The following is a 14,669-nucleotide window of genomic DNA, read 5'->3' on the forward strand; positions in this document are numbered from 1 at the left end:
TTACGTTCCATTAAGGCCTATATTGTGAAATAAGCACAAAAAGGCAGAATATTAATCGTCAATAATTTTTGAAAAAAATGCGTACTTCTGCTTGACTTATTGTTGTTTATGTGATAAAATGAAGTTATGAATTTTGGGGCGAATTGTACATTTACGCAGATTACACCCCCGAAATTTAGCCTAATGCACGGGGCCGCTTGCGACCAAGACGTGTCTCGGGCAAAAGGGGAATAAACATGTTAGAGAGGTATAGAACGATGAAGAATTCATTATTCAAGAGAGCAATCGCAGCAGCAGCAGCTGTCCCGCTGGCTCTTACACAGTGTCTCACTTATGCAAATGCTGTATCAACAAATCAAGTTGCAGGTACCGTAAAAGTGCAGGCTGAGGAAAAGGGTGGAGTAACAATCGAGGATCTGCTCTATATCCCCGCAGATCAGACAGTATCCAAATGGAACAAGAACTTACTCTACAAGTTTGCTTCATTTGAGGGTAAGAGCGGTTCAATCGACGTTAACGAGTATGCTGAGGAGATCATCAGCAAGGCTGGCGATTATAAGGATGTTGCTGAGTATGCATTAAACTTGCTTAGCGATGTTAACTACAATTTAAAGTCAAACCTTGACCTTGTTATTTCAGGTAAGGTTGCAGAGCCCGACTTCAATGAATTGATAAAGAGTGAAATGAATGGTGCATCAAAGGCTCCTAAGGCTGCTCCTGGACGTTCAAATGCTCCTAAGTATGAGTTGCCAGAGGGATTTGATACATCTATCCTTCCTGAGGGAATTGATATTGATGAGCTTAAGAACATAGACCTTTCAACAATTGATAAGTCAGTTCGTGAGGACCTCGCTGAAAAGTATGGAATCCCCGAGCTTGCTAGCGATGATGTTAAGACCATCCAGGATCTTGCAAGTGTTGCAGAAATAACTATTGACAATGACGTAATTAAAAACATTGCTCAGGATTATGTAGCAATTGAGATGTCTGACATCGACTTTACTGCAACAGATGAGGAGCCCACAAAGGTAGGCGGTGAATTCATAGTTACCATCAAGGGTTCAGATCTTAACAGCGGTACATCAGTTTCTGCTGAGTTTGAGTATAAGTGCAACGACGGCAATACATATTACCTCGGTCAGCTTCCTAAGTTCTTCCAGGACAGCTTAAAGGCTATTAAGGCTGCTGGAGACAAGGGTATCCAGGAGAAGTTCCAGAAGTCACTTGCTGATACACTTCAGAAGAAGTACGATGAAAAGCTTGACAAGTTCATAGCTGTAGCAGGCGAGGGCAACAGAATGGTTACATACTTCCTTGGATCACAGAAGCGTGAGAAGACTTACGCAAATGTTTCAGAGGCTATAGCAAGAGTTAATCAGTTCCTTGCCGATAAGGGCAGAACAGAGCAGATTCCTGCAACAGCAACAGACATCGCTGCTAACGAAACTGTTCTTAAGTACTACGCTAAGGCTATGGAAGCTACAGACAACAAGTTCAACATCTCCGCTGCTGACCTTGGCAAGTTCGCTGACAGTCTTATGAACATTAAGGCTGAGACAGAGGGTGCTAAGGGTAAGGTAACATTTACAGTTCCTGAGAGCGAGAAGGAGATCAACGAGTTATCAGAGTATCTTGCTAAGCAGGGTTACGTTCTTGTAAATTCTTACAAGAAGATAACAGCTGCTACAGATCTTTCAGGCCTCAAGACCAAGGAGATTGGCGACGTTGACGTTCAGATCGAGAGAGTTCTCGTAACTGATACAACTACTACTGTTACAACAACAGATAATAATACTACAACTACTGTAACTACATCAATGGTTAAGCAGTATCTTGACTACGATACAGACGATGCTTACTACTTCAACATCGAAGAAGAGTTCGACAAGGTTCAGGTTCAGAACGCTAAGCTTCACACAATCTATGTTGAAGGCTATACAGATGCTGACGGAAATAAGGTCAACTCTAAGGAAATCGACAAGATAGAGGACGTTTCAGCAGACAGAATCAGCTTTGGTGATGCAACACCTGCTAATACGTACAAGGCAGACAATACAAACTTCAGGTATGACGTAAACATCTACGTTGACGGCAAGGCTGTTAAGGAAGCTGTTGGAGTGCCTGCTACAATCAGAGCTTATATCGGCGTTAAGGGCGATGCAAACCTTGATGGTTTCGCAGATGCAGTTGACGCTTCACAGGTTCTCAGATACTATACTCTGCTTTCAGGCGGTAAGACAGCTTATGAGGTTAACCTTTCACAGAGCAAGCTTGCAACAAATCCGAGAAACGAGTATGAGGAATTCGCAGCATTCCTTTGCGATGTAAATCCTGATGCTGATCCTCCTGTTACAAGACTTGCAAGAAAGGGCGACAGAATAGTTGATGCTGTTGACTCTTCGCAGATCCTTAGATTCTACACATTAAGATCAAATGAGGACAATAACTCTAAGTCAAACAAGGAACTCTGGACTGAAGCAACAGCCAAGAAATCATGACTGACTAGGTCGGTCAATATTAAGAATGTTTAATCTGCCGCCGATTAGCGGCGGCAGAAAACATATATAATATATTATATCTGAAAGGAAATAATGACAATGAAGAAGAATGCATTTAAGAGTGCTATCGCTGCACTCGCTGTTTCTGCTGTAGCTCTTTCAAGCACAGCAATGACTGCTATTGCTGGTTCAGCAACAGGCGACACATATGATACATCAAAGTATGATCCGTCAAAAGCTGATCCTAAGCCCACAATTAGTATTAACAAAGCAACTGTTGGAATCTCAAAAATCAGCGATCCGGTTGAAATGACACTTTCTGTATCTGGAGCTGAGGGCTACTACGCTCCTACAGGTTTCCACATTGACTATGATGAGAGACTTACACTTGTTGAGAGAGATGGCGACATCGCTGAGATCGGCGCAGCTGGTAAGAAGCTCAACAAGGATATGACTAAGAATGGTGATCACGGCATATTCTTAACAACAGGTGCATCTGAGAACTCTGGTAGAGACGGTGTTCTTTGGACTTTTGATTTAAAGGTTCCTTCTGATGCAAAGATTGGCGATGTATACAAGGTTGAGGTTATGTACAAGAGCACACAGACAGCTAAGGACCTCTTCACAAATGTAGCACAGGATGAAGCTGGTCAGCTCATGCAGGCTTGGGTATTCACAAACGGCATTGAGCAGGGCTCTATCGAAGTAGTTAATGATACACCTACTACACAGCCTACAACTACTTCAACAACTACAACAACTACAACAACATCTACATCTACTTCAACATCAACTTCAACATCTACATCTACTTCAACATCAACTTCTACATCTACTTCAACTTCAACATCTACATCAACATCAACTTCTACATCTACAACTTCTACAACAACTAAGAAGGTAACTACTACAAGCACAACAACTAAGAAGGCTGACGCAGCTAAGACAGGCGATACAAGTGCAGCTCTCGCTGTTGCTGGTCTTGCAGTTGCTGTAGGTACAGCATTTGTTCTCAGAAAGAAGGAAGACTAATTAATTAGTCATCTTAATGAATAATCAAAAGGCTCTCCATTCGGAGAGCCTTTTTAGTCCTTTTTTACTGGAGGTGTCCAGTCTATACCGCCCCAGCCATCAATATTGGCGCGTTTCATTGCACCGAAGAGCCTGTCTTTAAATCCGTGGTCATTCCTTTCCATTTCTATAAGGAAATCCTTTGTACGTTGCCGGTTTGTATGACCGTCAGCAGGACATATAGACTTAACAATGGGGAGCTCGTTTCTTCTGGCAGCCCTGCGTATTTCCTTCTCGGGAGCAAGAACAAGAGGACGTATAACAGTGATTTTCTTGTGGGTCAGGTATGTACTCGGCGAGAAGCAGCCTATACGTCCTTCAGTGAAGAGGTTCATTACGAAGGTCTCCACAGCGTCGTCGTAGTTGTGACCAAGCGCGACTTTATTGCATCCGAGGTTGTTTGCGGCGTCGTGTAGAGCTCCGCGACGCATTCTTGCACACAAACTACAAGGACTTGGCTCTTTCCGTACGTCGAAAACTATCTCGCCTATCTGAGTGGGGATGACGCTGTACTCAACCCCATGCTCCCTACAGAGCTCAGAAACAGCTGTAAAGTCACTCTTACTGTTCTTAAAGCCCATATCGAGGGTACAGGCTGCAACGCCGTATTCAATGCCTATAAAGCGCCTGAGAAGAATGAGCCCCTGTAGGAGAACAAGACTGTCTTTTCCTCCCGATACACCAACAAGGATACGGTCGCCGTCACTGATAAGCCCATACTGCTGTATCGCCTTGCGCATATAACCGAGTATCTTCTGCATTATGACCTCCCAAAAAAATGATTTCCATTGATTATAACATAGTTTAGATGAAATTGCAACCGTTTTATTCTCCTGTACATCATTATTTTGCTGTATATTTTCAATAAATTTGCAAATAGAACTTGCAATAGCGAAAAAAATATATTATAATATAATGTATGATACTATATTTATCTGGAAATAGAAAGGAGCTGCGCGTTAAGCGCGGATACTGAAATGACATTATTTAAGCCTATCATGCTTGCACTGATAACAGAACAACTGAAAAATTTGCTTATATTGCTTGCGGCGATAATAGTAATATTAATACTTATAATACTTCTTTTCAGCGGCAAAAGTAAATTCAGGCGACTACTTTCGCTTTTCCTTGAGGAACAGCCGGAAATGAGCGGCGAAATGCCCCGCAGGAGCGAGCCTGCTGACCGAGCTCCCGTTCAGAAAAGACAGCAGCCCGCAGATGAGTTTGCACAGCAGAAGCGTACCTCAGAGCCTATAGTTGAAATGGCTACACTTGTCAGAAAGAGCGACGACCGCCTCAGGATAATAGAGAGTACAGGACAGGTAAGAATGGTCGATGAGTATTACGAGCTCATCTTCGTGACGAGAAAGGGACACAAGCTTAAGATTGAGTGTTCTGCGGAGGCTTACGACAAGGTGCCATTCAATCAGCCGGGCTCCCTTACATACAGGAGGAATACTCTGGTAAAGTTCAAGTACTATGAGGATACGGTGTTCAACTAAGTCAAATATCGGGGGGGCGGCTTTGGTCGTCCCTTATTTGTATACAGAAACGGACGTGTGATAATGGTAAACTTCAACAACGACTGGGACGAGCTGCTCAAAGGGGAGTTCGACAAGGATTACTACCTACAACTCAGACAGACACTCATAAACGAATACAGAACCCAGTGTATCTATCCCGGAATGTATGATATCTTCAACGCAATGAAGTATACGTCATATAACGATGTTAAATGCGTTATAATCGGTCAGGATCCATACCATGGCGAGGGACAGGCTCATGGACTGAGCTTTTCAGTACGAAAGGGCGTAGCTCCACCGCCGTCACTGGTAAATATCTTCAAGGAGATACGTGACGACGTTGGGATAGATAACCTCGGCAAGCATGGTGAGCTGACAAAATGGGCTCAGCAGGGAGTGCTGCTGCTGAATTCCGTTCTTACTGTACGTGCAGATCAGGCAAGGAGCCACAGGGGCATAGGCTGGGAGAATTTCACCACAGACGTTATACAACTCCTAAACAAGCGTGAGAAGCCAATGGTGTTTATGCTCTGGGGCGGCGACGCAAAGGCGAAGCAGCAGTACATAACCAATCCTGAACATCTTATACTCAAAGCAGCTCACCCAAGTCCGCTGTCAGCGTACAACGGTTTTTTCGGGTGCAGGCATTTTTCAAAGGCAAACGTATTTCTCCGCACTAATGGCTTGGGAGAGATAGACTGGTCGATAGACTGAACGGAGGACAGGTATGCATATTAAGGAACTTTTCGGAAAGAAGACGGTATTTTCCTTCGAGGTCTTTCCACCCAAGAAAACAAGTCCTGTAGAGGTGATATATGATACCCTCGACGAGCTCAACGGACTGAAGCCGGATTTCATAAGCGTTACCTTCGGTGCCGGCGGAAGCGGAAACAGCAGGTACGCACTGGAGATAGCCTCAAAGATAAAGGAGAGTGGCATTATACCCATGCTGCACCTTCCATGTATAAACTTCACAAGGGCAGAGATAGACGCGGCTCTTGACGAAGCCAAGGCTCGCGGTATAGATAACATACTTGCTCTAAGAGGCGATATAAATCCTGATATACCTCCTGTGGAGGAGTTCAGGTATGCCAGTGATCTAATAAACTATATTAAGACTAAGGGTAGCTTCGATATAGCCGGAGCATGCTATCCTGAGTGTCACCCTGACGCTGAAAACCTGATAGAGGATATAACCAATCTCCGCAAAAAGGTTGATGCAGGTGCAGACCACCTTATTACACAGCTTTTCTTCGATAACGACAGCTTTTATGAGTTCCGTGAAAAGGCTGCCATAGCAGGCATAAACGTGCCTATAGAAGCAGGTATCATGCCTGTTGTTAACAAGAGACAGATAGAGCGCATGGTAACTACCTGCGGCGCAAGTCTGCCAAGTAAATTCGTTCGTATCATGACGAAATACGAGCATAATCCCGAGGCTCTACGAGATGCCGGAATAGCTTACGCGGTCAATCAGATAGTTGACCTTGCCGCAAGCGGAGTTGACGGTATACACCTCTATACTATGAACAATCCCTACGTTGCACGCAAGATAAGCGAAGCAGTGAAGGGAATAATAGGTGCGTAATGGAGCTGCTGCCGATATCAAAGGCGGAAGCCGCACGGTATATGGGGGTTAAGGGGGAGCCGGACAGCGCTGTTTCAGAGCTGCTTGACCGCGCCGAAAAGCAGGTGCGAGAGGTTCTCCGCCCAAAATATGTATATATTGAAACAGATATCTCTATTACAGACGAGGGAGTTCTCCTCGGAGCGATGATTGAGCCCTTGACAGGAGATGACATAAGGCGTCACCTTAAAGGTTGCGATAAAGCCGTGCTTCTTGCTGCTACCCTTTCTCAGGAAGCAGACAAGCTCATACGTCAGGCAGCTGTGACGAATATGGCGTATTCACTCGCGCTGGACTGTATATGCAGCGCGGCGATAGAACAGGTCTGTGAACGTGCCGAGGAAGAGATATTTTCAAAGCTCTCCGCTCCATACAGGACATGGCGATTCAGCCCTGGCTACGGAGATCTTCCGTTAACACTTCAGCGTGGATTTTTGCTTGCACTTAACGCTCAGCGACGCATAGGGCTTACAGTGACGGATAGCTCTTTGCTAATACCGTCAAAATCCGTGACCGCTGTCATAGGGATATCAGACGTTCAAGTTACTAAGGGAAGCCGCGGTTGTGCAGTATGCACGATGAAGGACAGTTGCGCATACAGACTTTCAGGCAACATTTGTAAAAAATAGTACGTAATACAGGCACTTTTTAATAGTTTTTTAATCAGTAATATGTGATAATATCACTATAAATCGCTCTAAAATATATGTAAAATAGATATTGACATAAATAGTAACAAAGTGATATAATTAAGAAAAACGCAATAATTGATGAAATCGCAATTAAAGATATATTCAAATTTGAAAAGTGCTAACAAAAAAGGAGTTAGATGATGAGAAAAGCAAGGTATTTCATTTCTGCATTGCTGATAGTGTCAATGCCTGCATCTCTTCTTTCATGCAGCAAAAAGGATGAGCAGCCCAAGTACAGTAAGGAACTCGATACCTCTGTAAGGGAAGAGATACATAAGAATGCCGCTGAATCTGATCTTCTTACAGGCGACAAGCTGGAAAACGGCGAGATAAAGTGGCTCTCCGACTGGGATATAAACCCGGATTCTACCGGCAAGAACGTGCCTACGGATCTTGCAGTATTTCAGGAGCGCTACGGCGGCACTGTAAAATATTATAAATGTACTTATGAAAACCGCTACGAAAAGCTAGCGGAGTATATAAACTCTGACGAGGGCATAGACTTTTTCTACGGAGGAAATCTTGACGCCTTCCCCAACGGAGCGATAAAGAAGATATTTGCTCCTGTGGATGATTATATCGACTTTGATTCCCCACTATGGGAGGATGTCAAGGAGCTGAACGACAGCTTCGTATGGAACGGAAAGCACTATATGTCGGGCGTTCAGGCTACAGGAGATAAGGTCGGAGTGATATATAATAAAAAGACCGTTGCGGAAGCAGGTCTTGAGGATCCCGCAGATCTTTATGCAAAGGGAGAATGGGACTGGGACGCTTTTGAGGATATGCTCGAACAGTACGTTGACCCTTCAAAGCAAAGATACGGTATTGACGGTTGGTGGTTTGAGTTCGGACTGATGAATACCATAGGTCTGCCGCCAGTAAGCATCGAAAACGGCAGGTTGGTGAGCAATATCGGTGATCCTGCAATGGAGCGTGTCCAGAACTGGATGTACGGGCTCAGCCAGAAAGGCTATGTAGCTATCGGAAGTGAGGATCTAGGTTGGGAAGCCCGGCCTGCGTATATTGGAGAGGGAAAAACACTGTTCTATCCTGCGGGCTTGTATGAGTTTTATAAGGAGAAGTCTCAGTGGAGCACAACCTTCGGAAACGACGCATTCTTCGTTCCTATGCCAAAGGACCCAAAGGCGGACGAATACTATATTCCCACAGGCTTTGAAGCTTATATGTTCGTCACCGGGGGTTCAAATCCCGAGGGAGTGGCAAAGTATCTTGACTGCAAGCGATTTACTCATATCGACAAGGATACCAAGTCTCTTGCTGATAAGCAGTTTACTGAGGACTACGGTTGGTCTCAGGAAATGCTGGATATGAAGAACAGTATGCAGGAGCTTGCAGAAGAAAATCCTGTTATCGACATTTCAAAGGGTATATCAGATGACTGCGGAGAGCTTCTTGATGACAGTCTCAGAAAGGCTGCAAGAGGAACGCCGTGGAATGAGACTTATGAGGCGATATACGCAACTGTCGATAAGTATCTTGAAAAGATAAACGCAGATTCCGGATCTGCGGATGTCGGATGAATCCCATAAATCATTAATAGTACACCGGTATATATTCAGACTTTTATGATGCGCGACAAAATGCTGTAATAGATCAGAAATAGGTATGATCTTGTTAATTAAAACTTGGAAAGGAGGCTGTGATCATGGAGAAAGTGCTCGTTACAGGGGGATGTGGACTTATCGGTCAGCATATTTGTTCAGGATTGCTGAAAAAGGGATATGAGGTCATAGCTATTGACAGGGAGGAGACAGGTTATAACGATGGAAAAGACAATTATACCTTCGTTGAATGTGATCCTACCGACAAGAATACCATTGCAGAATTATTTGAAAATTACAAATTTTATGCTGTTGTACATGCTGCTTTTACCGTCGATAACGATTACGGACCAATCGTTACCGAAAAGGAGATGAAGGAGTCTGCTGTGGCGGATAAGTTCATCTATCACTACGCTGCGACATCGACTGCTAAGAAGATCGTTATGCTCAGCACCTCTCAGGTTTACCAGTTCCCGAAGACACGTGAACCTATACGCGAGGACAGCGATCTTAAGCCTGTCACAAATTATGCCAGCATGAAGTATGCATCAGAGAAGGCAATGTCTTCCGAAATGCAGCACCATAAGGACGAAGAGCTCATCGGTTGTATAATCCGCTTTGCTCCGGTGTATACCTTAAACTTCACTGACAATCTTATGGTGAAGATAACTGACCCAAAGGACGGCTCTCTCTTCGTATTCGGCGAGGGACAGTATGGCTTTCAGATGTGCTGCGTACATAATCTGGTGGACTTTATACTGTGCTTTATAAAGAATGCAGACTCAGCACGGTATGCGGGAGTATACAACGTGAGTGACAAGCTTCTCACTACTGCTGCTGATATCATAACCTTCATGCGTGAGCATCATCGCCTCGGAGCTGTAATGCAGAAATCTTCTAGCGGAGCGATATCGAAGCTCAAGGGCATATTCGGAGCTAGCAAGGAAGAGAAGCAGAATTATCGTTATCTCGATCTGAGCAAGCACGAAAACAATAATATGCTTGACTGCACCCGTGCGTCGAAGTTCGTAACTTTCAGGTGGGATATACATAACACCAAGTAAAATATGTAAGCCCCGTGTGTCTTTTGTTTGACGCACGGGGCTTTTTATGCTTATTATTCTATTACCGTATAATTCTCGGCAGCATTCTCCTTGGTTGCGTGTTCCGTAACGCTAAGTACCTTAACCTTAAGGGGGCGTGTACCCATATTTATCTCGATTATATCGCCCACCTTTACGTCATAGGAAGCCCTTGCGACTTTGCCGTTCACGACTATCTTCTCCGCGTCGCATGCTTCGTTTGCGACAGAGCGGCGCTTTATAAGGCGCGTTACTTTGAGGTATTTATCAAGTCTCATAAATTCCTTCCTTATACAGATTATTGCAAAGCAAACGGGGACAGTGGACTGTCCCCGTTATATTCATTACTTTTTCTTCTTCTTGCTGTTCTTTACAGTGTTAACAGCTTCCTTGAGACCTCTACCAGCCTTGAAAGCGGGAGCCTTACAAGGAGGGCAAACCATCTTAGCCTTTGTCTTGGGGTTGATGCAGGTCTTTTCGCCTCTCTCACGAACCTCGAAAGTACCGAAGCCTGTGATAGAAACCTTGTCTCCCTTTACGAGAGCTTCCTGAATAGATGAAAGTGTAGCCTCAAGTGCTGCAGCAGCGTCCTTCTTTGTGCAGCTTGCCTTCTCTGCGATAGAGTTGATGAGTTCAGTCTTTGTCATTTTTACGTTCCTCCATTTTTACTGATAATTGATTTTGCCTTGTCCCAAAAAACGTCAAGCTCTTCAATAGGAAGATTCTTCATATCGAGGTTTTCCGCAGAAGTCAAATCTTCTGTGACAGAAAAGCGCTTGATAAACTTTTCCGTAGCGGATTTAAGTGCTAACTCGGCATCAACGCCGAGGTGGCGGGCTGCATTTACGCACGAAAAAAGCAGATCGCCGATCTCTTCTTCGATATTAGCCTTATCGCCGTTGGCGATAGCAGCGTCCAGCTCAGACTTTTCGTTTCCGATACAAGCTACGGCATCCTCAGCGCAGCGAAAATCCATACCTGCGCGCATTGCTCTTTTGCCGACCTTCTGTGCTCTCATAAGAGCCGGAAGTGACTTCGCAACGCTTGTGAGTGTGTCAGTATATCGTTCCTGTCCCTTTGTTTCCATTTTAATAGCGTCCCAATTCTTAAGCACCTGATCGGTGGTATTGGCTGTAACGCTGCCAAAAACGTGGGGATGGCGGATGATTAGCTTCTTGCAGACTTCGTCGCACACATCATCGAAAGTAAACGTACTTGTTTCTTCCTCGATTCTGCAATGGAAAACCACCTGAAGCAGAACGTCACCCAGCTCTTCGCGAAGAAGCGCCTTGTCGTCAAGGTCGATAGCTTCTATGACCTCGCAGGTCTCTTCTATGAAGTCGCTCCTGATAGACTGGTGGGTCTGTTCTCTGTCCCAGGGACAGCCACCCTCGCCTCTCAAAAGCCTGACTATATCGAGCAGATCACTGATCGAATAATGATCCTTCTGCTGATAATCAACCATAGGATAACACTCCCTTAATGACGGGCTATGTAATATAATACCCTAAAATTTGTCAAATTGCAACCTATTTTTTACAATTTCGTCAATTTTGTAGAATAAAAGGTTTTACTTAGTTGTGGTTTGTATATTTTTGACATATAATTACTCTCGGTTATATATATGTAAATATAAAAACCTGATTATTTTCCTACCTATCAACAAATCCGACCTTATGGAAGGCCTTTGAAACTATCCTTCCGGAGTACCTGAGAGCCTTCTGCGCCCCCTCTGTATAACACTCCTTAAGGTATGTTTTATCTGCACTGAGCTTGGAAAACTCTGTACGGACAGGTTCAAGGTGATCTGCAACAGCTTCTCCCACAGCGAGCTTGAAGTCGCCGTAGCCCTTTCCTGCAAATTCAGACTCTATAGCCTTGAAATCCTTGCCGGTAACGCAGGAGTAAATGGTCATAAGGTTATTTATGCCGTCCTTGCCTTCACGGTAGCATATCTCAGCCTCACTGTCAGTGACAGCTCTCTTGAACTTACGCACGATAGTGTCTTTATCGTCAAGTATAAGTATGCAGGCATTGGGGTTTTCGTCCGATTTGGACATCTTCTTGGTCGGTTCCTGCAAGGACATTATCTTTGCGCCGACTTCTGGGATATATGGTTCCGGGAGGGTAAAGAAGTCGCCGTAGCGCTGGTTGAAGCGCTGAGCGATATTTCTTGCCAGCTCCAGGTGCTGCTTCTGGTCAACGCCTACAGGAACGAGGTCTGCGTTGTAGGCGAGGATATCCGCAGCCATAAGAGTGGGATAAGTAAACAGACCTGCATTGATGTCATCGGGGTGTTTCTGACTCTTGTCCTTGAACTGGGTCATACGCGAGAGTTCACCGAACTGTGTATTGCAGCCGAGTATCCAGTTGAGCTCGGCGTGAGTTGGAGCGTGGCTCTGTATAAAGAGTATCGACCTTTTGGGGTCAACGCCGCATGCCATAAGAAGTGCATAAGAATTTAGTGTATTCTGACGGAGCTTTGCAGGTTCCTGTCTTACTGTTATAGCGTGCATATCAACAACGCAGTATATGCAGTTGTACTGCTCCTGCAAAGTGCCCCAGTTCCTTACAGCTCCGATATAGTTACCGAGTGTGAAGGTGCCTGTGGGCTGGATACCGCTGAATATCAGCTTTTTATCGTCCATTAGAGGTTCTCCTTACTGATTTGCTTCTTTTCTTCTGATAGCGTCGTCTTTGAGCTGACAGTTTCTGATCTCGTTTAGGACGCGCTGATAGAGAACGTAGAATGTACGGAGCTCTTTCTCCTCCTCTGGGATAAGTCCTTCGGCGATCTGAGTTTTGTATACTCCGCCCTTTGTGAGAAGGAAGATATTGTTTGTCTTGCCCTTGGGGAGGTCATAAGCCTTTGTCTTTTCAGCCTTGGGCATTAGCTGACCTGCATTTGCAACAAGAGCGTGAGCAGCCTGAACGAGGTTTCTGTACCTCTGTGAAGCGCCTGTGTACTCACCGCCATTGTTGAAGTAGATATTTGCAGCTCCGTTGATGAAGCATACCATAGTTGTGAGCACATCAGCGGACATGGGGATATCAATAACTACTCCGAAAACGTCGTCTTTTTTTAGCTTGACGATACTGTTGAAGTACTCGGCGGGAAAGTTAATAGCCTGTCCTCTTGTCATGAGATATTTCTGTGTGACATTATATCTGTCTGTCATTCTGTTTGGCATAGTGGTTTATCCTTTCAGTGTAATTTCTTTTTTATTATCAATCGAGCATTTCCTTTGTCATACGGGCAAGGATGTCCATGCCCTTCTTTATCTGCTCGTTTGTAGGCGTAGAATAATTGAGTCTAAACGAGTGGCTAACCTCGTCCTGCTCTATGCTGAACGAATTTCCTGGAACGACTGCTATCTTGTATTCCTGAACAGCCTTCTTGCAAAAATCGTTCATGTTGCAGTTCTCGGGGAGGTCACACCATACGAAAAGGCCACCCTGAGGCTTGATGTATTTTATTTTCTTTGAGAACTCATTGTCTATATATCCGCACATAAGGTCGCACTTTTCCTTGTATATAGCGCGGAGCTTCTTAAAATGTGCTTCTCTGTCAACGGTGGACATGAACCTGTAGGATACTACCTGAGCCCACATATTTGAGTGAACGTCAGCGACTTGCTTGCAGACCACCATTTTCTGTATTACCGGCGAGGGAGCAGAGCAGTAGCCTGTTCTGAAGCCGGAGGATATTATTTTTGAGAAGGTGCTGGAGTATATTACTCTGCCCTCGGTGTCGAAGCTCTTTATGCAGGGAACATTCTCACCTGCGAAGCGGAGCTCGCCGTAGGGGTCGTCTTCAAGTATTATGAAGTCATACTTGCATGCAAGGTCATATACAGCCTTTCTCTTTGCAAGTGACATAGTTTTGCCTGTGGGATTCTGAAAGTTGGGTATAACGTAGAGAAGCTTGACGTTCTTCTCTGTTTTGAGAGCGCTTTCCAGCTTTTCCAGGTCGATGCCGTCGTTTTCCATTTCTATACCTTTGAGGTGAACGTTATATGAGCGGAAAGCGTTGAGGGAGCCTATGAAGCTCGGAGACTCAACTAGCAAAGTATCTCCCTCGTTAAGGAGCACCTTGCAGGCGAGCTCGTTAGCCTGCTGACCGCCCGATGTTATGATGAGATCGTCAAATTCCTTATGAAAGCAGCCCTTTTCTGTCATCCAGCCCTTTAGGAGATCACGGAGGGGAGTATAGCCCTCGGTCACGCTGTACTGCAAAGCAAGTATGGGATCGTCCCTGAGAAGCTCAGCGGAGATCTCTGCTATTCTTTCCTTGGGGAAAGCCTCGGGAGCAGGGTTTCCTGCCGCGAAGGATATTACCTCCGGATCTGCCGTGAATTTAAGTATTTCTCTGATAGCTGATGCCTGAAGCTTGCTTACCTTATCTGAGAATTTATATTCCATGATAAAAACCAGCCTTTCGTCTGTTTGGTATTGTATTAGTTGAGCTATGCTCCGTCCTTTTCGGACATAAATGCATCACGTTACGTTCCTTTTGCACAGTCTTTCATAACATTATAACACATTATTCTAAAAATAGCAACAATCGCGGAGAAAAAAATCCTGCTATTTTATTTGTAGCGCTAACTTCAG

15 protein-coding genes are annotated in these 14,669 nt (G+C 44.7%); 8 read left to right on the plus strand and 7 right to left on the minus strand.

Annotated elements, in window-relative coordinates:
* Window positions 1–257: 257 nt before the first annotated feature.
* Both J6U00_RS06995 and J6U00_RS07000 read left to right on the plus strand, forming a co-directional pair.
* Entirely contained in the window at window positions 258–2,498 is a 2,241-nt protein-coding gene (locus tag J6U00_RS06995; RefSeq protein ID WP_296580492.1) for a hypothetical protein, read from the plus strand.
* 99 nt (window positions 2,499–2,597) lie between these two features.
* Complete coding sequence (locus J6U00_RS07000) at window positions 2,598–3,530, plus strand: LPXTG cell wall anchor domain-containing protein (RefSeq protein ID WP_296580494.1); 933 nt, start codon at window positions 2,598–2,600, stop codon at window positions 3,528–3,530.
* A gap of 53 nt (window positions 3,531–3,583) precedes the next feature.
* Here J6U00_RS07000 and J6U00_RS07005 read toward each other — a convergent pair whose 3' ends face one another.
* Window positions 3,584–4,330 carry an ATP-binding protein gene (locus J6U00_RS07005; RefSeq protein ID WP_296580496.1) on the minus strand — a complete coding sequence of 249 codons (747 nt, stop codon included), beginning with the start codon at window positions 4,328–4,330 and terminating at the stop codon, window positions 3,584–3,586.
* 216 nt (window positions 4,331–4,546) lie between these two features.
* Here J6U00_RS07005 and J6U00_RS07010 point away from each other — a divergent pair, with 216 nt between their 5' ends.
* The 6 genes from J6U00_RS07010 to J6U00_RS07035 all read left to right on the plus strand — a co-directional run bounded on the left by J6U00_RS07010 (window position 4,547) and on the right by J6U00_RS07035 (window position 10,040).
* Window positions 4,547–5,071: a hypothetical protein gene (locus tag J6U00_RS07010; protein WP_296580497.1), complete on the plus strand. Its 525-nt coding sequence runs from the start codon at window positions 4,547–4,549 to the stop codon at window positions 5,069–5,071.
* Window positions 5,072–5,134: 63 nt separating this feature from the next.
* Entirely contained in the window at window positions 5,135–5,806 is a 672-nt protein-coding gene (locus J6U00_RS07015; RefSeq protein ID WP_296580499.1) for a uracil-DNA glycosylase, read from the plus strand.
* Window positions 5,807–5,819: 13 nt separating this feature from the next.
* Window positions 5,820–6,680 carry a methylenetetrahydrofolate reductase [NAD(P)H] gene (gene metF, locus J6U00_RS07020; RefSeq protein ID WP_296580501.1) on the plus strand — a complete coding sequence of 287 codons (861 nt, stop codon included), beginning with the start codon at window positions 5,820–5,822 and terminating at the stop codon, window positions 6,678–6,680.
* A gap of 41 nt (window positions 6,681–6,721) precedes the next feature.
* Entirely contained in the window at window positions 6,722–7,348 is a 627-nt protein-coding gene (locus J6U00_RS07025; protein ID WP_296580503.1) for a vitamin B12 dependent-methionine synthase activation domain-containing protein, read from the plus strand.
* Window positions 7,349–7,551: 203 nt separating this feature from the next.
* On the plus strand, window positions 7,552–8,955 hold the full coding sequence (locus J6U00_RS07030) for an ABC transporter substrate-binding protein (RefSeq protein ID WP_296580506.1): 1,404 nt from the start codon (window positions 7,552–7,554) through the stop codon (window positions 8,953–8,955).
* A gap of 125 nt (window positions 8,956–9,080) precedes the next feature.
* A complete protein-coding gene (locus tag J6U00_RS07035; protein ID WP_296580508.1) occupies window positions 9,081–10,040 on the plus strand; it encodes an NAD(P)-dependent oxidoreductase in 960 nt (319 codons plus the stop codon).
* 53 nt (window positions 10,041–10,093) lie between these two features.
* Here the strand turns inward: J6U00_RS07035 and J6U00_RS07040 are convergent, their stop codons facing one another.
* From J6U00_RS07040 to J6U00_RS07065, 6 genes are all read right to left on the minus strand, one after another.
* Window positions 10,094–10,336, minus strand: coding sequence for an RNA-binding S4 domain-containing protein (locus J6U00_RS07040; RefSeq protein ID WP_296580510.1), 243 nt, complete (start codon window positions 10,334–10,336; stop codon window positions 10,094–10,096).
* A 66-nt stretch (window positions 10,337–10,402) separates the two neighbouring features.
* Window positions 10,403–10,705: an HU family DNA-binding protein gene (locus J6U00_RS07045; protein ID WP_295078540.1), complete on the minus strand. Its 303-nt coding sequence runs from the start codon at window positions 10,703–10,705 to the stop codon at window positions 10,403–10,405.
* Between the two features lie 2 nt (window positions 10,706–10,707).
* A complete protein-coding gene (gene mazG / locus J6U00_RS07050) occupies window positions 10,708–11,523 on the minus strand; it encodes a nucleoside triphosphate pyrophosphohydrolase (protein WP_296580512.1) in 816 nt (271 codons plus the stop codon).
* A gap of 187 nt (window positions 11,524–11,710) precedes the next feature.
* Window positions 11,711–12,706, minus strand: coding sequence for a tryptophan--tRNA ligase (gene trpS / locus J6U00_RS07055; RefSeq protein ID WP_296580514.1), 996 nt, complete (start codon window positions 12,704–12,706; stop codon window positions 11,711–11,713).
* Window positions 12,707–12,718: 12 nt separating this feature from the next.
* Window positions 12,719–13,249 carry a hypothetical protein gene (locus tag J6U00_RS07060; RefSeq protein ID WP_296580516.1) on the minus strand — a complete coding sequence of 177 codons (531 nt, stop codon included), beginning with the start codon at window positions 13,247–13,249 and terminating at the stop codon, window positions 12,719–12,721.
* 37 nt (window positions 13,250–13,286) lie between these two features.
* Window positions 13,287–14,480 carry a PLP-dependent aminotransferase family protein gene (locus J6U00_RS07065; protein WP_296580517.1) on the minus strand — a complete coding sequence of 398 codons (1,194 nt, stop codon included), beginning with the start codon at window positions 14,478–14,480 and terminating at the stop codon, window positions 13,287–13,289.
* Window positions 14,481–14,669 lie beyond the last annotated feature (189 nt).

Origin of the sequence: Ruminococcus sp. (genome assembly GCF_017650195.1) — a bacterium.
In the GTDB taxonomy this organism is placed as follows: domain Bacteria; phylum Bacillota; class Clostridia; order Oscillospirales; family Ruminococcaceae; genus Ruminococcus.